This is a genomic window from candidate division KSB1 bacterium, from assembly GCA_034506395.1.
Taxonomy (GTDB): Bacteria; Zhuqueibacterota; Zhuqueibacteria; order Thermofontimicrobiales; family Thermofontimicrobiaceae; genus Thermofontimicrobium.
In genome coordinates this window covers 159,412-184,149 of record JAPDPQ010000001.1, presented here as the reverse complement: position 1 = coordinate 184,149, position 24,738 = coordinate 159,412, and the positions used below count along the sequence as shown (strand labels likewise).

Annotated in this window: 17 protein-coding genes; 6 read left to right on the top strand and 11 right to left on the bottom strand. The window is 44.7% G+C overall.

Features of this window, described 5'->3' with window-relative positions; all coding sequences use genetic code 11:
* Positions 1 to 253: 253 nt before the first annotated feature.
* Positions 254 to 1,060 carry a 3'-5' exonuclease gene (locus ONB37_00735; protein MDZ7398665.1) on the bottom strand — a complete coding sequence of 269 codons (807 nt, stop codon included), beginning with the start codon at positions 1,058 to 1,060 and terminating at the stop codon, positions 254 to 256.
* Between the two features lie 195 nt (positions 1,061 to 1,255).
* Complete coding sequence (locus ONB37_00730; GenBank protein MDZ7398664.1) at positions 1,256 to 3,097, bottom strand: tetratricopeptide repeat protein; 1,842 nt, start codon at positions 3,095 to 3,097, stop codon at positions 1,256 to 1,258.
* Between the two features lie 649 nt (positions 3,098 to 3,746).
* Between ONB37_00730 and ONB37_00725 the strand changes: the two genes are divergently transcribed.
* From ONB37_00725 to ONB37_00705, 5 genes are all read left to right on the top strand, one after another.
* The gene (locus tag ONB37_00725; protein MDZ7398663.1) at positions 3,747 to 6,416 is read left to right on the top strand and encodes a TonB-dependent receptor; all 2,670 of its coding nucleotides are present in this window, start codon (positions 3,747 to 3,749) and stop codon (positions 6,414 to 6,416) included.
* A gap of 612 nt (positions 6,417 to 7,028) precedes the next feature.
* A complete protein-coding gene (locus ONB37_00720) occupies positions 7,029 to 9,983 on the top strand; it encodes a M1 family aminopeptidase (GenBank protein MDZ7398662.1) in 2,955 nt (984 codons plus the stop codon).
* 257 nt (positions 9,984 to 10,240) lie between these two features.
* A complete protein-coding gene (gene ptsP / locus ONB37_00715; protein MDZ7398661.1) occupies positions 10,241 to 11,992 on the top strand; it encodes a phosphoenolpyruvate--protein phosphotransferase in 1,752 nt (583 codons plus the stop codon).
* A gap of 654 nt (positions 11,993 to 12,646) precedes the next feature.
* Positions 12,647 to 14,143 (top strand): OmpA family protein, encoded by a 1,497-nt coding sequence (locus tag ONB37_00710; protein MDZ7398660.1) that lies wholly within the window; start codon positions 12,647 to 12,649, stop codon positions 14,141 to 14,143.
* A gap of 268 nt (positions 14,144 to 14,411) precedes the next feature.
* On the top strand, positions 14,412 to 14,834 hold the full coding sequence (locus ONB37_00705; protein MDZ7398659.1) for a hypothetical protein: 423 nt from the start codon (positions 14,412 to 14,414) through the stop codon (positions 14,832 to 14,834).
* 70 nt (positions 14,835 to 14,904) lie between these two features.
* On the opposite strand, the gene ONB37_00700 is transcribed toward ONB37_00705, so the two are convergent.
* The 9 genes from ONB37_00700 to ONB37_00660 form a co-directional block, all read right to left on the bottom strand.
* Entirely contained in the window at positions 14,905 to 15,375 is a 471-nt protein-coding gene (locus ONB37_00700) for a Spy/CpxP family protein refolding chaperone (protein MDZ7398658.1), read from the bottom strand.
* On the bottom strand, positions 15,372 to 15,890 hold the full coding sequence (locus tag ONB37_00695) for a Spy/CpxP family protein refolding chaperone (protein MDZ7398657.1): 519 nt from the start codon (positions 15,888 to 15,890) through the stop codon (positions 15,372 to 15,374). The genes ONB37_00700 and ONB37_00695 overlap by 4 nt, the downstream gene beginning before the upstream one ends.
* Before the next feature lie 14 nt (positions 15,891 to 15,904).
* On the bottom strand, positions 15,905 to 16,387 hold the full coding sequence (locus ONB37_00690) for a zf-HC2 domain-containing protein (GenBank protein MDZ7398656.1): 483 nt from the start codon (positions 16,385 to 16,387) through the stop codon (positions 15,905 to 15,907).
* A gap of 206 nt (positions 16,388 to 16,593) precedes the next feature.
* Entirely contained in the window at positions 16,594 to 17,154 is a 561-nt protein-coding gene (locus ONB37_00685) for an RNA polymerase sigma-70 factor (GenBank protein ID MDZ7398655.1), read from the bottom strand.
* Between the two features lie 356 nt (positions 17,155 to 17,510).
* Positions 17,511 to 19,205 (bottom strand): transglutaminase-like domain-containing protein, encoded by a 1,695-nt coding sequence (locus ONB37_00680; protein ID MDZ7398654.1) that lies wholly within the window; start codon positions 19,203 to 19,205, stop codon positions 17,511 to 17,513.
* A 441-nt stretch (positions 19,206 to 19,646) separates the two neighbouring features.
* Entirely contained in the window at positions 19,647 to 20,852 is a 1,206-nt protein-coding gene (locus ONB37_00675) for a 2,3-bisphosphoglycerate-independent phosphoglycerate mutase (GenBank protein MDZ7398653.1), read from the bottom strand.
* Between the two features lie 178 nt (positions 20,853 to 21,030).
* Positions 21,031 to 21,180: a hypothetical protein gene (locus ONB37_00670; GenBank protein ID MDZ7398652.1), complete on the bottom strand. Its 150-nt coding sequence runs from the start codon at positions 21,178 to 21,180 to the stop codon at positions 21,031 to 21,033.
* A 234-nt stretch (positions 21,181 to 21,414) separates the two neighbouring features.
* Positions 21,415 to 22,842, bottom strand: coding sequence for an OmpA family protein (locus tag ONB37_00665; GenBank protein MDZ7398651.1), 1,428 nt, complete (start codon positions 22,840 to 22,842; stop codon positions 21,415 to 21,417).
* A gap of 172 nt (positions 22,843 to 23,014) precedes the next feature.
* A complete protein-coding gene (locus ONB37_00660) occupies positions 23,015 to 23,206 on the bottom strand; it encodes a hypothetical protein (protein MDZ7398650.1) in 192 nt (63 codons plus the stop codon).
* A 253-nt stretch (positions 23,207 to 23,459) separates the two neighbouring features.
* Here ONB37_00660 and ONB37_00655 point away from each other — a divergent pair, with 253 nt between their 5' ends.
* The gene (locus ONB37_00655; GenBank protein MDZ7398649.1) at positions 23,460 to 24,635 is read left to right on the top strand and encodes a hypothetical protein; all 1,176 of its coding nucleotides are present in this window, start codon (positions 23,460 to 23,462) and stop codon (positions 24,633 to 24,635) included.
* Positions 24,636 to 24,738 lie beyond the last annotated feature (103 nt).

The window sequence follows — 24,738 nt, the reverse complement described above, 5'->3', positions numbered from 1 at the left end:
CGCCTATCTGTCAACTGCAACCCTCGCGAGTGTGAATTTTAACAAAATTTGCGCCTCGCAGTAGATGGATAGGCGTTTCTATTCGTGAAATGAAAGTGTTTTGCAGTCCAAAACAATAAGATAATCCGCAGGGCAATTGTCTCATTTCATTTTTGGGGCCATTGCTGCATTTGATTCAGAAGATTGCCAAATAATTTTTGATGACAATTTTTTTCAAAAACGAGCAGTTTGCGAGCTTCCAATACAGTGGATGCTAATCGTTGTTGGAATTCAATGGCATTGTTTTCATCGGGAATTGGCCATTAAGCGCTTCCCGAAGGATATTTTGGACCTCGGCGGAGAAGTCCGAATTCAACATCCATTTGATATATTCGATATCAGTTTTCACCACCTGCTTGAGCGGCGTGCCTTTGTATTTGCCAAAGGCGAAACATGCTTCATTGTTCTGCCAGATAAATTTTTTGTCGCTATCGATAAAACGATCATTGCGCTGATTACAGAATTCGTGTAGCTCTTGCACCCGAGCGGGTAAATCGGCATAGCGATTCAATTGTGCCTGAAAAATTTCCAACGTGGCTTGGGTGTCCTTGAGTGCGCTATGGGCGTTATTGAGCTGTTTTTGACAATAAAATTGATATGCAGCGGCAAGGTTCCGACGCTCTTTCTTTTTAAAAATCTCCAGAACATCGATGATTGCAATGTTATCGATTTTGAAATCGATCCCAGCCCGCTTGAATTCGTTCACCAGGACGGGGAGATCATAAGCGATCAAATTATATCCAGCCAAATCACAGTTTTCAATCAGTGCATAGATGTCTCCAGCGATGTCCTGAAAGCTGGGCTTATCCATCACATCGAAATTGGTGATGCCATGGATCCGGGTGGCTTCGCTGGGAATTGGAATTCCGGGATTGACCCGAGTCAAAAAAGATTCTGTGGTCTGGTCGGGGTAGAGTTTGATCATCGCAATTTCAATAATTCGAGCGAGGGCGATATCGAGATGGGTCGTCTCGATATCAAAAAATACCAATGGACGCGCCAATTTGAGTCTTGATTCCATTCCATCCTCTTCGATTGACCAACAGGTCAGTGAACAAGCAAATGCTTTAGCAGAGATAAATTGCTCAGCTAAACGGGGTGAAATTTACAAAAAAAATATATGGCAGTCAATGGTTTTCAATTGATGATGGCAAAAAAAAGCCCAGTAGTGCAGGGCGCATGCTGGGCTTTTGAGATTGCGGAGATCCATTCGAATTTAAAGTTGCCCCTTTTTCAAGTTCAATAGCTCTTGCATTAACTTTTCTTCGAGGCTGATGGCAGGTTCAGCAGCGTTATTGGCGATAGTTCGATGATTGGTTGCCTGAGTCAACCTTTGTCGTAATCCGGGGCTGATATCCATTTTCAAGGCCATATCATAAACCTTTTGGGCAGTTTCATCAGCGCGATTGAGCATTAAGTAGATATTGGCCAATTGCGGATAGAGCTTGACCTTATCTGGTTTGCGAGTCAAAATGGACTCATAGATCGTTGCAGCCTTGAGGTAATTGCCTTGCATGAGCAGCCATCTGGCGCGTGCGGATGGGACAGCGGAGAAGACGACAGCCATGGGAACTACCAATGCGAACAACCCGACACCGATCCAAAGCCACATTGGCTTGCTCTGTTTCGAATCCTTGCCATCTGTCCGTCTCTGGGACGCTCCAGCGCCTGTTTGATGAAGTTTGTTCTGTACCTCAGTTATTTTTTGCGCAATATCTAAATAGCTAGAATCAATTTCTTGGATCTTTTCGAATGCAATCAGAGCGTCTAACCAGTTGCCATTGTTGAAATGATCCATGGCTTCAGCATATAAATTGGAAAGTCCTGTCCTTTTTGTTTGATATGCCAAGCTATCCTGCGCCTGTTGCAGCAGAAATTGAATATCGCGGTAATTCGGATCCAAGCTTTTCAACTGCCGAAAAACAGCGATTGCGGATTGCCAATCGCCAGCTTTCAAATAAGTTTTGCCCTGGGTATAATAGCGATTTTTCACTGCATCCTCGCCCTCGCGAGCTAATTTGCTCTGGGCGTCGCGATAGATGCGATCGGTATTTTTATAATTTGGATTCCATTCCCGAACTTTCTCAAGCCCCATCACGGCATTCACGTAGTTACCTTTACGATATTCGTTCAATGCATCATTGTAAAGTTTGTCATAAACCTCCAATTGAAGCGATTCATCCAGTTTGGTTTGGGCTTCTGCCAATTTTGCCTTAACATCTCGGTAATTGGGATTGGCTTTTTCAACCTGTTTTAGGGCAATTAATGCGTTGGACCAATCGTTTCGTTGCATATAACCAATGCCGCGAGCGTAGAGGTCAGCGAGGCTGTCGGTTTTCGGTTTTGAATCTCGCTGTTTTTGTGCTTCGGCTAATCGCTGTCGTGCGTCTTTGAAATCTGGATTGGTATTAATGACCTGCGTCAAAATTTTGATTGCCTCATCATATTGACCACTGTTCAATAATTTTACTCCTTGGGCATATTTTGCTTCCAATTCGCGTAAAGCGCGGACGCTTTGGATTGCAGCTTCAAACGCAGCTTGACGATTGCTATTGAGAGCTAATCCCTCATTGAACTCGTTGATTGCCCCATCGAAGTCACCCATTTCAATCTTTGCGCGCCCAAGTTCATAGAGCACGGCCGCACGAATATCCACCTGCTGGGCTAATGACTTGGCCGTCTGAAGGGCTGCGATGGCATCTCCGTTCCGACCGAGCCGCTTCAGGGTTATCCCCAATTCATAATTGATCCGAAGACGGTCCTCAGGCTTCAAACTTGCTGGATCGCAATTCAATGCTTGACGAAACGATTGCTCAGCATTGGATAAGTCGCCTAAATTCTTATAGACATAACCGAGGTTATAATACGCAGCGATAAATTTTGGATCCAATCGAATTGCTTGTATATAGCATGTAATCTTCTCCTTCGGGTCTTTGGCTGCAGCGCCGCGGTTAAACCACGAAATGGCATCGTCCTGTGCCCATATACTGGAAAAATGGCTGATTCCAATCAAAAAGCTGATCATTCCTATGATGCAGTTATGTGTCACTCTGTTCATAGTGCTAACCCTTCTGCTTGTCGAATTAACCGTTTTAAGGGGAGGATATTGTCAATCTCCAATTATGATTCTACCATACTGATTTCGCATCAGTGGAAATCAACGAAAAAAATCGATAGGAAACAGAGCAGTCATGTTTTTATGTTGCAATGAATAACCGAATTCATCCATTGGGAAGCTTGATATCAGCTACCAACTGCTTGTCAGGAGAATTTTCGAGCTTCTCTATCGGCCTCTATCGCAATAAAGCGTTAACAACAAATGCTTGGCCACAGGGATGCCGATAATTGGCATTTGATCCGAACTGCGGATCGGATGGAGCACGATAACTGACAAGAGAACGCATTTAAATATACAATTAAGAAACGGATTTTGCATAAAAATCTCTGAGCATTTTTTATTAAATCATGCGAGGTATGCATCGAATTGGCGAAGCAATAAACATTCAAATAGAAATAGAAGTTTGACACGCTATGCGTTGGTCGATGCAAGCAAGAAGCCAACGATTGGGCTCGTAAGTGTCTTTGGTTTCTGATCGCGGAAGCTTCGTCTGCGACGTTTTGAGCAGGGGATTCGAATTTCGGCAGAAGTGGTATAGTGCCTGTATAATATCATGCAATCATAAATAATTAATAAAGGGGAATCGCTTATGAAACAAAAACGGATTTCAGCAATCGTATGGGTTGGTTTATTAGGGAGGATGCTTTTTTTAACTGGATGGGGGATAGCAGCCGAGGTCAGCGGCCCACAAAGCGGCGTGTGGCGCATCGATGGTAGCCCCTATATTGTTACAGGAGACGTGGTTGTTCCAGCCAATGCCACGCTGAAAATCGATCCTGGGGTCATTGTCAAATTCAATGGTTATTATCGAATTTTGGTTCAGGGGAGTCTGATCGCTGAAGGGGTCATGGGAAAGCGGATCATCTTCACCTCGATCCATGATAAAGAATTCGGAGTCGGTGGACCGACCACACCGAATCTCCCAGGGAATCAAGACTGGGTTGGGATTGAGTTTGCAGCATCCAGCCAGACCATGAGTCGGCTCGAGTATGCGATTATCCGCTATTCCGATCGTGTGATCATTGCTGGCAGCGCGAGCCCAACACTGCGCCAGATCATCATCGCTGATTGTCAGGCGGAAAGCATTATCGTCGATGGCCGACGCATTGAAATAACGGAAGGGAATGAGCTCAATTACGCCCCTCCCATCCAAGCGGCCAATGAAGCGCCTGCTGCGCCTGCGACCCTACCAACCACTCCATTTAGTGAGATGGGGCCGATTAAGGCCCAACCAGCACCCCAATTCGAAGCAGAAGAGTTCACGTTTGGAGAGATGGTGGTTGTTTCGGCTGCAAAACAAGAACAAAAATTAAAGGAATCGCCTGCAAACATTACCGTCATCACTGCCGATGAAATCAAAAAAATGGGTTACAGCGATTTTGTGGAGCTATTACGCGATGTTATGGGGATCGATATCAACGATCCAGGACAGGGGCAATTAGATGTTGGGATGCGAGGGGTGAATGATCGCATGTCCATGGGCAAGCATTTCCAGATGCTGCTCGATGGGCATGATATGGGATGGAAACAATTTTATCGCAACCATATTTCCACAGCGTGGATTTCGCTGGATGCGATCGATCGGATCGAGATAGTCCGTGGACCATCTTCGGCTTTGTGGGGGGCCAATGCGTTTTTGGGCACGATCAATATTATTACCAAGTCACCTTTGCAGAACGAGGGCAACGAAGCCAGCTTCATGCGCGGCAGTTTCGATAGCTATCAAGGTAATCTTCAAATTCGTAAAAAATTCGAAAAGAATGGAGGATTGGCATTTTTTACAACGCTACATCGGGATAATCTTCCGAGAAAGGTCAAAGAATGGTCTGATATTGCTGGTTCAGATGTAATTTTGAACTCCAATGATCGAACAAATAGCAATATCTATTTCAATTTTACTTATAATGATTTTTCATTTATCGGTCATCTGAGCCGAGCTGATGCGTTTCAATCTATCTCTTCTTTCAGCGTGGGAGCGGATTTAACGCGATTCGTAATGGACAAAAAATATTTCATCGTGAATTGGCAGCATAATTTTGAATCTAATCTTATGATCAAGATTAGTGGGTATCTGGATTATTATAATTGGGGAAAAGGGGCACAGTACGAAAATAATCCGTTTGCAGGGGCAATGACAGATCCAGCCACGGCGGCTACTGGACATTTTGTCCGACAGATGGATGGTCGTGATAATGTGATGGGTATTCAAGGGCAAATCAACTTTAGACCAGCGCAACGCATCTCGTTCGTGCTGGGAGTTGACTATGAGGGCAATGACGTGATTCGCTGGTACTATCCTGAAGTGTGGGATGCTGACAAATTGCCCGTTCCGAAATTTAAGACCGATATTAAAGCAACATATTTTCAGGGCGAGGTCAATCCCTTCGATTGGCTCAAATTTACTGCTGGTCTGCGCTACGATGTCCATTCAGTTTTCAAAGACGTCCTCAACGAGCGGTTAGCAGTTGTGTTGACACCGCTGAGAAATCTTTATGTGAAGGGACTTTTTGGGACCGCCTTTAAAGCACCTTCGATCCACGAATTATACTACTTCCGCAAAAATGCATATTATGGAAATCCCAATATCAAACCAGAGACCAATCAGACCTTGGAATTGCAGATCGGCTATGCGCTCGGCAATATTTTGGAAGTTAGTGCCAGCGCTTTTTCGATCGATATTGATGATATTATTGCTTATCAAAAGCGTTTGAAAACTCAACCGCTCATCGGCGCCGAAGCATTTCCAGAATCGCAACGCCCCGATGGAACCAAGGACTACAATCAACAGGCCAATGTTGGCCAATGGAAATCGCAAGGGGTCGAAGGTGAATTCAAGCTGAATCTGAGTAAGCAATTCCTCTGTTATGGCGATGTCACCTATCGCAAGGCCGAGGATGCAATTACCTCATCGCGCTTATATTACACGGCAGATAAACAGGGACGAGCCGGGATTCGGTACTTTGCTGCAAATCGGGTGTATGTAACGCTTCAAGGACGCTTTACAGGGACCCGTGTCCTACCTGTGCTCAAATTTAATGAGCCCGGTGCACCATGGCAGGTGACCAGCGATCCAACGACTACCGCTCCAGCTTATGTGACTTTCGATTTTGCGGCGTTCTATCCCAATTTTGTGAAAGGCTTAGATGTGACGCTGCGGCTCGTCAATCTATTGGATAATGATCTCTATGATGCTGGACGAGAAGTTCTGTTCTCTCTGCCATCGCGGGGCGGATTTTTAAAATTCAGTTATCATTTTTAGCAACTGTTATGAATCGTTTATTGATTGAATGCAATCACCAGCAGGTCAATACCAATGCGGTAGGATTGCTATGCTGCATCAGCAAAAAAGTTGTTCAGGAAATTCCAAAATCCAGATAAGGAGTGATAACCAAAGTACATCATAATCTATTTAGTGCTTGAACGAAAACTCTCCTTCTTGTGATTTCGACCGAAGGGAGAAACATTTAAGTCCGACAATCTCATGGTTACAAGATTCTTCACTCATTCGGAATGAAACTCTTACATTCAAATTCATTGGCTTTCGTTCAAGCTCTTTTTAGTCAATCTTAATGCTCTTTACTCTTGATTAACCTGCTTAACTTGAATTCCATCCGCCGGTACTGGCGGATGGAATTTTTTTTGAAAGGCGAAAAAAAAAGTCTCTGCACATAGTTAGTCTCACTAATCAGCAATTGTTAAAGATCGAAACCAATACATCATTTTAATGGTCTCTACAACAATCATGCTTTCCCAATTTTTGCCATACTATTTTCTCCATAACACACTTGTTGCGCTAAAAAATTTTCTTTGCTTGACATAAAAATAATTTTTGTTTATATTAGCCGGAGCTAAAGACCAGGAGGGATAGAAAGTGTGGATTGCTCCAAAAATAAAAAGCCTTTGGACACGGTTATGGTGGATGTTTTCCATCTTTTTTATACCTACGATATTGGTCGCAAGAATCCAGGATGATTTTGATGTATTCTATTACGAAATCGACGTTGCCATAGATCCTCAACAGGAGCGCATTGAAGGATCAGTATCTGTGGAAGCTGTAAGTTTAGTCACAGCACTTAGTGTTCTGGAACTTGATCTTTCATCGCGCATGACGGTGACTGCGGTTTCGGGGAATGCAAAGCAATTCCGTCATGTCAATGATGTTTTACGGATTGATCTCGACCGAACCTATGACATCGGGGAGCCAATAGCTGTCACAATTTTCTATCACGGTAAGCCATCGATCAAACCTGGTTTTAATCCCATGACGTTCGATCGAACTCGGAGTGTCATTACAATTTCGTCCGAAAGCTGTCCCTATTATGCACGCTATTGGTGGCCCTGTAAAGATCGGCCTGATGATAAGCCAGATTCGATGGATATTAAGATTCGCGTACCAGGCAATTTAATCGTCGCTTCTAATGGCATTTTGATCGGGGTTAAAGACAACGGCGATGGGACCAGAATCTATCATTGGGAGGTGCGTCATCCCATAGCGACATACTTGGTTGCCATTACAATCTCTAATTACCACGTGATTCATGATCGATATGTTGATTCCGAGGGAGATACTTTGCCCATCATGCATTTTATTTATCCTGAACATTATAATAAAGCATTGATCGATTTGAGCAACATCCCTCAGATGATTCAGGTGCTGGAATCTTATTATGGCCTGTATCCGTTTCATGGAGAAAAAGTTGGTGTCGCACAATATGTGGGATATTGGGGTGGAATGGAGTATCAGACGCTTGTTTGCATTCAGCCGTTTTACATTACTGGCAATTATCAATACGAAGCCGTGTTGGTGCATGAATTAGCCCATCAATGGTGGGGCGATTGCATAACTCCCAAAAATTTCCATCATAGTTGGATTAGCGAGGGGTTCGCCACATTTTCAGAAGCGCTCTATTATGGTCACATTCAGGGCCCAGATCGTTATCGATCTTATATGGAAAACGAAAATAATGCTAAGAGCTATAAGGGTATTATGTACCGTCATGACATTTCTGATCCCAATCAGGTTTATGCTGGCATTGTTTACTACAAGGGTGCCTGGGTGCTGCACATGTTGCGACATGTGGTGGGCGAGCAAAATTTCTGGGCTGGGTTGAAAAATTTTCGGATGAAATATCAATATGGATCAGCAACGACAGAGGATTTGCAATCTGCTTTCGAGGAGGTGATTGGTGCTTCGCTGGAGTGGTTCTTCCACCAATGGATTTATGAGCCAAATTATCCGCACTATTGCTACGGTGTTCATCAAGAGAAACAAGGGCAGAAGTATGAATTGCATCTGATGGTGCGACAGGAACAAACCGATGCACCCCTATTTGCCATGCCGATAGACTTGAAAATTGCAACTGCTGCTTCAGAAACCACTTTGACGATCATGGTGGCGGATCGGCTCGAGAAATTCACATTTACCTTCCCAGATTCGACCCGGGATATTCAGTTCGATCCTGAAAATTGGGTATTAAAAAGCGCGCAACGCATCAATTCGGCGCTGTTGCGATATGTGGGACATCAAGTAATTGATAGCACTGGCAACAATAACGGATTGGCCGAGCCGGGCGAGACAGTCAAACTTCTGGTATCGATTACCAACGATGGGCTCATCTCGAGAAACATCACTGCTTGGTTGAGCTGCGACGACGGATCCGTTAAGCTCTCCGCTGGCAAGCTAGAATGGGCCGCTTTCGATGTCGATTATCAATCGATTTCGAACGATCTGACATTCCAATTTTCATTTTCAGTTGAACCTATTGCTGAGGGGCATCTGGCAAATTTTAAGCTCCATCTCGAGGCCGATAATGGTTATTCAGCCATTGATAGTTTTGATGTGAAAATCGGTCAACCGACAATTATTCTGATCGATGATGATGACGGCGCCGATTACGAGCGATATTTCTGGCCAGCCGCTTCATTGGCTAAAATTTATTGTGATTCCTGGGAGGTGAAAACCCAGGGTGTGCCTGGTTACGGTGATTTGCTCCAAAGGTATAAAACGGCCATTTGGTTCACAGGGGACGATCGCACAACCAGCCTGACAAGCGAAGAGCAATACGCAATCACCGAATTTCTCGACCGAGGTGGCTGGCTGATCCTCACTGGCCAAAATATCGGCTATGATCTCATGGTAGAGGGTTCAACACAGGATTCGCTTTTCTTTACCAATTATCTTCATGCAGTATTGTTGTCAGATTCAATCGCCGCAACCATGATGAGAGGGGAGTCTGGAGATCCGATAGGGCAGGGTAGTTTCGTTTATATTCAGAACAAGGCAGGATGTGCCAACAACCAGCGCTCGCCCAGCGCCATTGGCCCAAGGGATGGCGCCCATTCTTTTTTGAAATATATCCCACAAAACCTCAGTGCTGCCATTCGATATGTGGACGATCGTGCTGGCTATCGGTTGATCTATTTAGGGTTCGGTTTCGAGGGGATCTCAGGGCCATATCAGGATACCGCAGCGAAATTGTTGCTTCGGATGCTCAATTGGCTTTCTGGGGGTACTGGGCTTAAGGAGTATCGCCCCGAGCAATTCCCCAAGCAATTTAGATTGGAACAAAATTATCCCAATCCGTTTAATCCTATGACTCGAATCCGGTATCAGATCGTCGAGCCGGGACGAGTGGTGCTCAGCATTTACAATTTGCAGGGCCAGCACGTCACAACACTTTTGGATAGGTTTCAATTGCCCGGCCAATACGAATTGAGCTGGGATGGATGCGATAGCACTGGGATGCCAGTGGCCTCAGGCGTTTACATTTATCGTCTTTTCACTTCATCAGATGAGATATCAAGAAAATTGGCTTTGATCCGTTAGCCCAAGAGTATTGAGGCGAATCCGAAAACAGATTCGGTTTCCATTTGGACAAATAAGAGCACTCGTTTTGCAATAAGAAATCTCTGACAAACCGAAATGATGATCTATTTTCTGGACTGATATTCAATAGGGCAAGATTCTTAAAACTGCCCCAACAATTAAAAATTGCGCCCAATTTTTTAATGAAGGGCGTTCGCTACGTTTTTTATAGCGTGTTAAAATGATCACTGCAAGCGAATAGAGAGGAAAATGCATCAATGATCAAACAGCAAGTTAAATTGCGAGGCATCGGGGTATCCCCAGGCATTGCCTGGGGCAGGGCGTGCATTTTCGGAACACCTCCCAAAATTATCCCGCGGAAGATCCGTGTCGGTCAGGTTGCCCGAGAGTTGTCCCGACTTTCTCAGGCAATAGAGATGGCGCGGCGGCAACTGGAAGAATTAAAAGAGCGTATCAGCAGCCACGTCTCCAGCAATGATGCGAATATTTTCGATGCTTATTTGCTATTCTTGAACGATCCAGTCTTTTTGGCCCAGATCCAGAAGAAATTGGTAGAACAACGGATTAATGTCGAAGCAGCAGTGGATGCGGTCATTCAGGAATCCATAACCACATTTTCATCAACGCACGACAATTATTTAAAAGAACGAATCCAGGACATTCGAGATGTCGGTCGAAGAATTTTGGATAATCTGATAGGCTATACTCAGGAATGTTTAATTGGAGAGGAATCTGAGCTCATTATTGTTGCGCCAGAGATCACACCCTCCCAAGCCGCTGGGTTGAACACCAGCCAGGTGAAGGGATTGATTACTGAAAAAGGCGGTCCTACTTCTCACGCAGCAATTTTAGCTCGTTCGCTGGGCATCCCACTGGTCTCTGGTATTCCCAATATAGCGCGCGACATCGAAGTCTCTAGCCAGATAATAATGAACGGCACTACTGGCGAGGTGATTATTAATCCCACAACGCGACAAATCGAAAACTACCGCGCTTTGGTCAAGGTGTTAGAAGAACAAAAGAAGCGCGAGAAAAAGATTGTGGGATTGCCAGCCGTCACTTTAGATGGTCATAGAGTTCAATTGATGGCAAATATCAGGACTGAGGAGGACATCGAATTAGCCCAGATGTTCCATGCAGAAGGGATCGGACTTTATCGAACTGAAATTCATTTTATCGATCGGACAGATTATCCATCGGAGGAGGAACAATTCGAGCATTATCATGCAATCGTGGCGAGAATGGCGCCGTTCCCAGTGACCATCCGAACCATGGACCTCGGCGGCGATAAGTTCAGCCCATTTTTCAACGGCAATCATCGCTATCGGGAACGCAACCCCTATTTGGGGCTTCGGGCGATCCGACTGTCATTACGGCAACCTGAAATATTCAAGCAACAATTGCGCGCTGTCCTGCGAGCCAGCGTCTTTGGCAAGGTTAAGATCCTTTTGCCCATGATCGCCAGTGTGGAAGAAATTCATCAAGTCAGGCGACTGATCAATCAGGCGATGCGAGAATTAGACCAACGGGAACTCGCCTATGATCCTCAATTAGAAATCGGTGCAATGATTGAAATCCCTTCCGCTGCCCTAGCGATCCATGCGATTTTAAAGGAGGTCGATTTCATCAGCATTGGCACCAATGATTTGATCCAATATACCTTAGCTGTGGATCGCAGCAATGCTCAGGTGAGTGATCTCTACGAGCCGCTGCATCCAGCTGTCCTCCATCTATTAAAAATGATCGCCGATGCTGCAAAACAGGCTGGTAAGGATGTGAGCATTTGTGGCGAGATGGCCGGAGATGTCCGATATACCAAGTTGTTGATCGGGTTGGGATTTGACCAATTGAGCATGAGCTCATTTTTCATCCCACAGGTGAAACGGGTCATCCGAAGCATTCGTCTGTCCGATGCCATCGGGCTGGCTGAGTGCGTTTTGGCTTTAACTGAAGTAAAAAAAATCAAGCGACTCATTGATAAAGAAAGCATCGATAATGAGTCTTTTTGAAAAATGCGGAATTCAACTAAATTTTGTCATGCTGTCACTCAGCTATGGGTGTCAGCCCAAGACTGAAATGTCATCCTGAGCAATCCGCCAACTGGGTATTAGCCTCCACAAAGGAGATTTTGTTTTCAAAGACTGCTGAACCAGTTAGCAACTATGATTAATTTGTCCTAAAGAAACGAATGAATTCTGGCCTGCGAGACAATCTCGTATTATTATCAATAACCGGTCTAATGATTTTGGCATTTTTTGAGCTTTAGGTGACGCTAATAGCCAGTCGGCGGACGGCGTGACAACTTAGCTTGGTTCTATGATTTTGTAATCGAAATCAATTAACAAATCTGAGTGATTCCAGTCTGGGGAAAGAGTGGGATTATTATGCTGCAAGAGATGCTTTCGCAGATCATCATTAGTTTTAAATATCACTTTTTCGCCTGGGAATGCAGGTGTTGCAAATTGAAAGAGAACTGTTCTTAAGATGCCAATTTGAGCATTCTGCCGAAGAATAAGCGGAATGATTAAAGGGATTTTTGGGCTGAATTCGAACGCGGTCATTGATTTTTTGGGGTTCAAAAATCACAGCGACAAAAGTGAGCGAACTATTAACCTATCGCATAAATCACCCCCGATCCCAGTTTAAATCGAAGGAGGTATCCCATGATATTGAGCCCGTGTCAGCTTTATAGCACAATGAAGTGTATCGTCATTGGACTGGTTCTGGTTCTTGCAAGTTCTGTTCACTCAAATTTAATAGCAAGGGTTGCACTGCCACAACAAGATGTAAAAGCTTCACTGTTTAGCGAGGCGAACAAAGCGCTGACAGAGGCCAAGGCCGCAAAGGCGGACCTGTTATCGCCAAAAGCTTTTGCAGAAGCCTTAAAGTATTATCATGATGCAGATAGCGATTTTCAGAAAGGGAAGAACCTCGAAGATGTCCGGCAACGGCTTCGTGCGAGTGTCGCTTATTTTAAGAAGGCAATAGAGACCGCTCAATCGGCGCAGAACATGTTGGCCAATGCACTGAAAGCTCAGTCGGCCGCTAATCAAGCGGGTGCTAGCCAGTTTTCCGCGAAAGCGTGGAGCGAAGCAGAGCTGAAACTTAGCGAAGCTGCCCGAAAATTAGAATCTGGGGATGTGAGGGATGCCAAAAAGCGAGCGGGCGAGGCGGAGGCGCTGTATCGGCAGGCCGAATTAGAAGCGATAAAAGCCAACTATCTCAGTGATACCTGGGAATTGCTCAAGCAAGCAGAGAAAATGGAAGTAGAAAAATATGCTCCAGCCACTTTGAAACGCGCACAATCCTTAGCTATTCAGGCTGAAAAAGAGCTCAATGAAAACCGATATGATACGGATGTGGCTCGTTCGTTAGCCAGACAGGCGAAATACGAGGCAAACCATGCGATTTATCTTGCGAAGATCATCAAGGAATTGAGAGAAAACCGGGATTATGCTGAGGAATTTTTGCTTGGGAACGAACGACCAATAGAGCGGATCGCCTCAGCAATCGATCTAGTTGCTTCATTTGAAAATGGATATGATAAAACCACCAATGAGGTGATCAAATATATTCGGGCGCTTCAAGAGCGCGCTAGAAAGCTGGAACAGTCCCTGTCGGAACGCGATCAGCAAGTGGAAATGCTGAATGCGCGCATCGATGAGTTAGAGCAAAAGTTAGGCGGTGTTCAACAAGAGAAGACCGAACTGGCTCGACAAATGGAAGCTCAAGCTAAGATTCGCGCCCAATTTTCCGCGGTTGAGCAGATTTTTGATCCCGAAGAAGCCACCGTCTTCAGAAAAGGTAACGATATTATCATCCGTCTCTTATCGTTGACCTTTCCCGTCGGCAAATCGGTTATTGAAGCCCAAAATTTCCCGCTGTTGACCAAGGTTCAACAGGCCATCAATCTTTTTCCTGGGTGTGAAATCACGATTGAAGGCCATACCGACTCCCACGGCAGCGATGAGAAGAACATGCAACTTTCCCAAGAGCGGGCTGAGGCGGTAAGTATCTATCTCCAAGCGAACATGGGCTTGGACGCATCACGGATCACAGCGATCGGTTACGGTGAAAGCCGTCCCATCGCAAACAATGAGACCAAAGAGGGCAGGGAGAAAAATCGGCGCATTGAGGTGATTTTGCATCCAAAGTTATGATCAATGCTATTAAGAATCGCATTAGTTTCCCGGTGGTTATTCTCAGTTGCCAAACAGCGTGATGAAACGCAGCGAGTTGAGCTTTGCTCTTAAATGCTTTGAAGAAATTGGGAAATAACCTGCATAATTGTTATTTTATCTTTCAGCGCCGCTTAAAAAATGCTCATCGACGCAGCTTCGAAAGATCGGCCGCTCATTTAAATCGATTCAGTTATGCATCTTAAAATACCATGTTAATTTCTTACATCTTACCAGGGAGGACTAAAAAATGAGCTTATGGGACAAAGTGAAACAAGCAGTTGAAGAAGGAGCCAAAACGATTGCAGAAGGTGCCGAGAGTGTTGCAAAAACCGTCGCGGAGAAAGCTCCAGGAATTGCTTCAACCTTAGTTGAAAAGGGGAAAGGCTTTGCAGAAACAATTGGCGACAAAGCCCAGGAGTTGGCCGCACTGGGACAACTAAAGGTCAAGCACTATAATTTGAACCGGGATTTATCGAATGTATTTGGGGAGATCGGCGGAAAAGTCTATGAGCTGATGAAAAACAATGATCCGAATATCACAACCAATGCCGAGATTTTAGCCAATATCGAGAAGGTCAAAAAATTAGAGGCTGAAATTGAGGCACTTGAGGCTAAGATGGCTGAAGTGAAGAAGTCAGAGGAGAAGCACGAGTCGAAAGCCACCGCTTAATATCTCTTGCTTATCCTTAAAAAAAAAAGAACCCTTTCAAAAATGACTCCTTTGAAAGGGTTCTTTTAATTCAGAACGATTCTAATGGACAGTTCAACCGTTCGCCCACCTTCCCACGGCCCGACAGCCTCAACATCTGGCTATCCCAGACCTTTTGCTGCTCTGGCGATAAAATATTTCTGATGGCCATTTGATGTCGAACGCGCGCTTTATGAATTTTGGTCCGTATTTGCTCGATTTGGTCGATTAATCTGTCGATCTGGTTTAAGTTCGGAGTTGCTTCAGTCTCGAGCAATTGCAACTCTGCAGCCTTGCTCTGCAACTCGGTTCGGAGCGGCAGCAGTTCTTTCTGAAACGCCAATCGAAGTTCAGCCACTTTATTTTTTTGTTCGTCGGTCAGATTCAGGCTTGACATCCATGGCTGATGATGGAAACCAGGCTTCCCCGCGCGTCCGCACCGGGGTTGCGCAGGTAAGATGGCTACGAACGCTACTAAAATAAAAGCTACAGCAAACAAAACAAATGATCTATTATGTTTCATGGTTGCTCCTCCTTGCATGATTCCTGATTGCTCTGGTCTTTTGGTTTTGGTGAATGTCTCCTTCGGGTCTCTCCCATTTTCATCCGACTTTCCATAAGGGAAAAGAATTTTTTTCGCTGCTCCGGAGTCAGAATAGATTTGCTTGCCAACATATTTTCAGCAGTGATGCGTTGCATCTGCCGTTGCAACTCCGAAATGCGGTCAATGCTCTGGTACAGCAGCTCGGTATCAACGCTATCTTGATTCTGTATATGAAAGAAAATGCGACGCTCTTCGTCTAATTGGGTTTTCAATGGCTTGAGCTTCTGCCATAAATCAGCTCGCAGTTTTTGAATTTGGGCTGACTGCTGCTCGGTCAAGCCAAGTTCCCGGACCAAAAATTCCTGATGTCCGACTCGGCTTCGGTCAAATCGAGTCCGCTTCGATTCAAACCAATGATAACCAATAGTTGCTAAAGCGGATATATTGATGATTACGGAAAAAATGAAAAGCCAAGTGAGTGTTTTTTTGCTCATTGTTTTATATCCTATCAGTGGTTGTTTTCTGAGATCATTGTCACGTAAGCTTGCGCCATAGATTGTTCAGGAAAATCTTCAAAAGAATTCATGGGAAAAACCTGATCCAATTCCTGATCCGCTGGTGGAGCAGAAGTTAATTGGGAATGATGATAAATATTATGTCCTAAAAACATCCCGATGGCAAATCCGAGCACCAGCAAACAAATAACCAATAGCGAAAATGAAAGCTTTTGGATCGGGAGAAAAAAAGGTCTCCAAACAGCTTTTGGCTCGGATCGTTCCTGCAATCGCTGCGACAATTTGGTCCAGAAATAAGGAGCAGATTTTATTGTATCCACGCTATCCATTAAATTCCAAAGCTGATTTAGCTGTTGAAGTGCTAATGAGCACGCGCTGCATTGTTTCAAATGCTGTTCGATCTGATCGCGTAGAGAATCAGCTAACTCCCCATCCTGATAGGCAGATAATTTTTTTCTAATTTTCCGACAATCCATAGCTTTCAACCTCTGTCACTCTATTTAACACAGTTAGCGCAACAAACTTGCGGCCAGATGATGCAGCTCATGATAAGCTTTTTCCCGAGTTATTCGAGCGAGAATGATTGGTGTTGCTCCGTTGCATTTAAATTAATTTTATTCTTGTACATGATTCTTTCAAAACTCAAAATGATGCCGATATCTAGCCAGGGCTTAATGGTTGATCATCGTTGGACTTCAAGTATCGACTCTAATTTTTTTCTCAAGCTTCCCTTGGCGCGGTGAAGCCTGGATTCCACAGCGGATACTGAGGTCCCCAATACCTCAGCGATCTCTTTATAAGATAAATTCTGATAGCGATGCAATATCAGAACGCTGCGTTGATTCTCTGGCAGTGATTGAATCGCTCGCTGGATGATGGATTGCAATTCCTTCTTTTCAAATTCTGTGTCGGGTCGTTGTTTATCTGGAAAGTCTGGCAAGCGAGGTTGGGAGGAATGATGCGCAGCTTTGGGCTGTTCCAAAGAGAAAAACCGCAAAATTTTTTTATGACGCTGGTGGTTCAGGCATAAATTGACGGTGATGCGATACAGCCAAGTGGTGAATGCCGCTTTTACCTCATAATTTGGCGCTGCCTGAAACACTCGTATGAAAGCCTCCTGTGCCAGGTCCTCCGCATCTTGCCTGTTTCCCACAAAGCGGAGACACAAATTCAGAACCGAAAGCTTATGCCGTTCCACAAGCTCTCGGAAAGCCTGCTCATCTCCGCTTTTTAGCAGCAGCATCAAATCTGTATCGCTCCGCTCCATCTATCTAAATAATTGAATGATCCAACTACCTGGCTGATATCCATGCTCAACCGGTAACTCGAAATGCACTCTAAAAGCTTTGCTTCCCCAATTGCTCTGAACTTATCGTTTCCATAATGGAGACTTTTGACAACTGTTAAAATTGGCTGAGTGGATGATCACGAAAATTTAACCCTCAAACAGCCAAAAACTGGCGGATCTGTGATGATTCAATTTGAAACGACGAATACGCAATCTTCATCAAAATTCAAGTTTGAGGGGAAACTGCCATCGAACTTGTTTTCAAAATAAGTGTTACAATTCAGCCATTTGAATGAAATCGGCAATTCAATTTACGGAGTAGTAAATCCGATCACTCGATAATTGAACTCAAAATTGAGGCTGTTGCTCCATTGGGTGTCCAGAATCGTTTTAAATCGCGTGCCTTCGATCGGGCCTATGGGTTTGCCGTAGGAATAAAACCAATTTACAATAGGCCTGCCACTAAACCCTAGCGCAATCCAATAGCGGCCAGGCAGAAGCTTGGGCGCTTCGTTGCCAAAATCGAAATCAACCCAATCGTAGCCAGGGGTAAACTTCATCGCATCAACAGAAACCATATCGCTGGTAGCGATCAGCTCGTCTGGGAAACCGCCCTTATCTTTCAATAATTCGATCCATAAATAGCCATTCCCCCCAAATTTGTGCATCACCAGTCCTATTTTTCGCACTTCCATGGGCTTGGTTAGCACAAAGATCTGGGCGTATTGAGCTTGTTCGGTTACGTATTCGGCGGTTTCCACCAGAAAATTCTTTCTCATTTCAAAGTCGTTGCCCGTGGTCTTTTGGGCTGGTCCGCGAACTGCTAAAAAGTCCACGCCTTTGGGGAATTCAAGATTACCAAACATATAGGGTTTCGAATAAGTCAAACGATCCAATTGTTCGAGCGGGATTTTAGGTGCTGGCTCTGGTTCTTTCAGAGCGACGATCACTGGTTGAAAGCTTGCCTCTACCGCAGGGGTCAATAAAAGTTTTTTCGGGCCATGCTTGTCTGGTCTGCCAGATAATTGAACCTGGTCCGAGGCCAAAGAGGCCTGGATCGTCTCTTCAAATTGGGGCGAGACCAATTCCCCTTTGAGCTGCGTCCAACGGATCAACCCATCTTGGGAAGTCTCGTCATTGTCCATCCCAACTTCGACCCGAATGAAGCGGTTGCTGACGAACAACTGGGTCTGCTGCGGATCAAAAGGCGTCCAGCCTAAGTCCGGGAAAAAGACCTCGATCCATGAATGCCGCCCCTCAGCCATTTTCAGCGTCATGCTGCGATTGCCAAGATTGATGGTGTATGGCTGCTTGAGCGTGACCCCGTTGACGATACGAACTGGAATTCCAACGGCGCGCATCAAAGCCGCAGCCAGGTGGGAATAGTTCTGGCAATTGCCCCTGCCAGTTTGAAATGAATAAAGTGCCCCGTACTCCGGAGGGGTCAACACATAAGTCATATGATCGATCACCCAGGCTAAAATCCGCTGCACGGCATCGAATTCGGTTTTTGCACCGGCTGTAAGTTCCCTCGCTTTGGCGATGATCTCTGGGTGCGTGCTTGGCACCTGATCCGTGGCGCTCAAATAAGGCTGTGCCTCGCTGGGCAATTGCTCCGGTGGAAAACCTGCTGCAGTTTTCAGTGTCGCCAATATTGTCTTATTCAAGGCTATCAGATCAATCGTCGTTGTGATCACTTGATTCGGAGTCCGCCAGCTCAGCTTGAGCACCCTATTTCCTCGCTTATCGAGAAATTCCTCTTTGCTATCGGGACGCGGGTTGTAATCGAAACTCACCTGTTCGATCCGTTGCTGATAGGTGGGAGATTGATACGACACTGGCACAACAAAGCTCAAATAGAGCGTCTGAATGCCTGGTTTCGGTGTGACCGTTTGAACCATCCGATATTGAATTTTCGATTCCTGCCCCCCATTTAACAAGTAATTCTCCCCATGACCATTTCCAATGATCGCGAGGATGAACAAAGCGATCCAAAATTTTTTCATGTTTTCACCATTTTTTGGCTGAACCGATCCACCGTTCTGCCGAATTAGATCAGAACGGCTTCCGCATCGAAGAGCAAATGTGTCAATTCCTATTTTAGCTCTCAATGGGACGCTAGTTAGGTGTTCACGCTTGGAACAGCTCCAGGTCCTTTCCGAGCATATGAAGCTATCGTTTTGTAATCTTAATCTCCCAAAGCGCAATAAATAGAGATGATAAGCTTCTTTTTAAATATTTTTGTGCAATTTCCGGTATTGAAAAACAGGAGCGGCGGTTCGGACTGAAAAGCGTTTATCATCCGATCCACCTGAAACAATCAATCCCCTGTATGGGTGAATCTCCAAGGGGCAAATTATCATGGGGCCAGAGATTCTATGGGTCCATAATTTCACCGAATCATTCGCTCGTTGATCAATTGAATACAGATTGGTATTGTCGATCGATTATGCACCAAATTTGGTTAAACGCATCGCATTGGCGAGCATCAGCGGCATTAAATTCATGCTCGGTTGTCTCCCCAAAGCGCCATGAATACAAGAGAACTCGTCAAATTTAGTGACGGAATCGCGCCGACAATAGGCCGAATGCAACAGTACCGGCACGGGATGCCAGCTATGAGCTTTCATCAACGCCGGGGTAGAGTGGTCAGCAGTGACTACCATAACGTCTGGTTTTAAGGCGGTTAAAATGGGCAAGAGCGCATCGACCTGTTCGATCACTTTGACTTTTTCATCGAAGTTGCCATCCTCGCCACGGGCATCGGTGGCTTTGACATGGACAAAAAAGAAATCGTATTTATCATAATTGGCAACCACTGCTTCAAATTGTGCTTTCACATCTGCGACCACTGGGTGCAGATCCATATTCAATAGAAATGCTACACCACGATACATGGGATAATTGGCGATTGCTAAGCATCGAAGCTTAAACCGTTCCAGCATCGATTTATAGGGACGATGTTTAGCAAAGCCACGCAGCAAAATCGTGTTTGCTTTTGGTTCATCTGCAATCGCGCGATGGGCTTGCTCCAGAAATCGCTTTGTCAGCAAAGCCGTTTTTTCACTTTCGGGATTCAAGGCTCGGGGTTCCAGTGGCGGGACGCCAATTTTTTGGGGATCCGTGTCAATGAGGTCGCCGCCAAGACCATCGCCGCGGAAAATGAGCGCCGCCCGATGTTCCTTAACGGTGGCGATAATAAATTCTGCATCTGGCGCCAGCGATACTTGGTCGCGGATCTTCTGACAAACGCGCTGGTTGCTTTCGGTGTCCAGCCTGCCTGCCCGTCGATCGATGATATTGCCATTGGCATCAGATGTAGCGAAGTTGATGCGGATCGCTACATCGCGATCGGTGAGCGGCAGATTCACCCCAGCCGCTTCCAGCACACCACGGCCAATGTTGGCTTCAATTGGGTCATACCCAAACAGGCCGAAGTGAGCTGGACCGCTCCCCGGCGTAATTCCTGGCAGAATCGGGTCCAATAATCCGCATTCGGATTCTGCGGCGAGTCGATCCAGGTTCGGCTTATTTGCGACCTGTAATTCCGTGCCGCCTTTGTCAGACATCGGCAAACCTCCGACGCCATCGAGCACCAGCAAAATGATTTTTGTCGTATTCTCAACCACTAATTGATCTACAAAATTGTTCATACTTCCTTCCTTTCATCTGATTCATTCAATTATGGCATCAGCATCGGTCAAAAAATTTCAAAATGGATTGAAAACTACAAATTGGGGACAAAAATAAGCAACTTGAGGCTTTTAATCAATAGAAAAATTCACTTTTTTAAAAATTATGAGGCTGAATTTGCCGTTTGGTAGCACGGCTTTACGAATAGATCGCGGTCATTTTCCAGTTTATCGGATCGTATGCTGCAAAGGCCGATTTATAGACTTCTGCAAGATCGAAATTTTTGTGTTGATCCGAACGGATCCGTCTCCCAGTTGGCGGACGAAGGAAGATGAAATTATTCCTCATGACCAGATCATTTAATTCGCGCCAGAATGAAAACCGCTGAATTTGAATTAAAATTGTCATTCCGAACGTACGGAGAAATCTGGTTGCTTTTTGATCATTAGACCTGCAGATTTTTCCCTTCGTTCGAAATGACAGAAAAGTCAGTTTTCGTTCAAGCGATAATTAATCAAATTCATTCCCGCATTTTGCCGGGATGAAGAGAGGGGATCGCACTTTCTTTAGAGTTCTAATCCCTTAAGGATACGGTTGGTCGATTCGGATGAACTCGATCCTTCGGTTCGCAGCTCGACCCTGGGCTGTGGCATTGCTGGCGATCGGTTGTTTTGGCCCGTAACCGACTGCCCGAATGCGACTGGTTGCAATGCCACGCGCCACCAGGTAATTTTTCACTGCCAGTGCCCGCTGTTCCGATAACCGCATGTTCGATGCAAAACTACCCGAATTATCCGTGTGCCCCCTGATTTCAATGACCATCGCAGGATTTTCAATCAGTGTCTTTAGTACATCTTCGAGCGTTTTGTAGGACTCGGGTGTCAATTGCGCGCTTCCAGACTCAAAGTTCACACCTTTTAAGATTATCGGCGCAGTGGAAATAGTTGATTTCGGTTCCTGAATTGGCTCAGGCTTTTCGTCAGGACAACCATCTTCATCCAAATATCCATTATAATCCTCAGGCCAATTGGGACACTGATCCAAGCTATCCTGAATCAAATCGCCATCATTGTCAAGCTCAGGACAGCCATCAAAATCTTCAAAACCGTCGAGGTCCTCTGGTTGATTGGGACATTTGTCCGAAACATCCAAAACCCCATCGCCATCGTTATCCGGGTCAGGCGCACCGTCTTCATCCTGGAACCCGTCAAAATCTTCTGGCTTACTTGGAGCTTTATCCCGAATATCAGGAATCCCATCGTTGTCATTATCTGATTCAGGTGCTCCATCCCTATCTTGAAAGCCATCGAAATCTTCAGGATGGTCTGGATCAAGATCGTTTTTATCCTCTATCCCGTCATGATCGCGATCTTTGAAACCACCGAAATAATAAACCAAACCGAGTTGACCAGCAAGAATGCCATTATTGGCATCATCTCCGTAACCTATGGTATCTTCTTGGCCCTTTAGCAAGCGATGATAATTACAACTGAATCTAATGCTGAAGTCATGCCCAAGAATACCCTCGAGGCCAATGCCTACAATCAAGCTGGCATGGCGTTTCGACCCGTTTATGCTTTTCCCCCGTGTGAATGTTGAAACATTTCCTGTCAATTGCCTGATATCCCAAAGCACCATTCCTCCCCCTAATTCAACGAATGGTAAAAGGGGTCCTGATAGCTGGGCGGTGTAACGAAAATGAAGGTTCAGCGGAAGCAACTCAGTTTTATAATTGCCTACAGCTTTGAACTGTGATCCGTTCGGATCACGCGGGTATACCCACCCATATGCTCCAATCAGACACAGTGCAAATTGAGGATCAAAGACATAATTGAATCGTATTCCAGCCCATTGATCAATAGTTGACCGATCAATTGCTCCGCCAACCATTTTGATCGCCGCCCCGGTCAGTTCCACGCCATAGCGAGGACGAAAATTTTGTCCATAATCGTTGTTGACCCAAAGCAGTATTATCGCCGCAATTAACCACAAAAGCAGTCTTGATCTCATAGCCTACCGCCTCTTTGTTCCCTTCTCACCAAAATATGAATGCTGAGCTTTCGAGAAAGCTAAACAATAATTGATAATTTGTCAAGCCATTTTTGAGATATTAATAAAAATTTAACTGAATCTCCCGACCCATGGCATTGTGATATCGAAATGACAGCTCGACCCATTATGACTATTTTTGAGATTTCGAATCTTTAAGCGCACCCTCAAAATTTAGACCTAAAATTGCCAATGGAAGATTTTCATTATCATCGAGCAAAACGATATCATCGAGAGCTTCTTGGGCTTTGGAATCAGTCTGAGACAACAGGTTTTTTGGTAATGTTTCAATTTCGAACATAGCAAGCTTTTCGATCAAAAACATCAAATCTGATTTATGACACAAAACCGCAATCTGCTGGCTGATCGAACCGAATTTCTATCTCAAAATAATAAGCACTTGACCTCCATGCCGTCGTTGTACTAATGTTTCAAGTGCGAAATCAGTTTAATTGCTTCGCAATAAAAATTCCCATTGGCATAATAATTGTAGTAAAGAAACATGTTCAGGGGGACAGTCAAGGAAGGAAACACCTTTGAAACAAAGGATTCGATTCATTAAAAAAATGGCGGGATCGATGATGAAAAGAATAACCGAGATGATTTTAAGCATTCTGCTAATTAGCGCTCAGCTTGGCTTGGCTAATGCAGCATCGGAACAAGGAAATCGAGGTCCTTTGTATCTTTCTACTGCTTGGAATTTGACTAAAGGTGATTTGACGGTTCAAGCGAATACCCGTTTTTATTTTAACAATAAGACTTTTGGCTCAGCAAATAATCTGACCAACGCGGTTACTTTTTGGGATATTCAAGGTGGACTAAACTTTTCTTATGGGATTAGTCAAAATTATCAGCTTAGCATTGCTCAAATTTTATATCAAGATAATCACAAGCCAGGAAAGGGATATAATTTTCCTGATGATCTATTTTTGAAATTCAAAGCGGCATCTTTTCCGAAATCAGCGACACCGTACAAATTTGGCGCAGCCTTGACCACCAGACTTCCCCTGGCAAAATATCACAATGTTCATTTAGAGCCCTATTCCGCAGGACGCGTCGAATATGGTATTCAAGCGTTAGCATCTTATTCTAAAAATCTGCTCTATCCAGATGATGGGTTCAATGCTCACCTAAACTTGGGTTTTATAGATCATAATGACCGAGGTAAGAAATTCACAGATACAAGGGTTGTATATGTGAATCCAACGCACTCTCGAGAACTTTATGGCGGCGTGGCAGCTATTTATCCGATTAGCAGTTTCGACTTTTCGGTCGAACTTTATGGCAATTATCACATCACCAAACCGCCTCAGGCTGCGTTCAGCAGGCATAACTATTTTTACATTAGTCCAGGGGTTAGCTATAATTCAACCTACTGGCTTTCGGTCACTTGTAGCTTCGACTTTCGGCTTTCGCCGCATCAATCGAGTAAAAGCTACTGGCTGCAAAATTTTTCTGCCATGCTTTTACCAACCTATCCGACCTGGCGGGTCAATCTTAGCTTCCGCATCAATCCAATATCAAAATTAAAAGGTCGGTTTGAATCCAGTGAAAATGCTGGGCCGACGAAAAATTTGTCTACAAAGAAAGATGTATTTAAGCAGATCTCAGAAGAACGAAAAGAAATCGAGAATGCAGAAGAAGAGCTGAAGAGAATCCGCGATGAACGGAAAAAGATGGATGAGATTTTGAATCGCCTCCGCAAGGCATTAGAAATAAAAGAATCAAAAGAAAAGGAAAAGGACAAAAATTAATACAGCTCTAGAAGGTCAGTCAAATGAGTTAATGGTATTCATTATCAAATAGAGCTGACATGCTTAGAGGAAAATAAAAAAATAGTTCATCACTGCCATATTG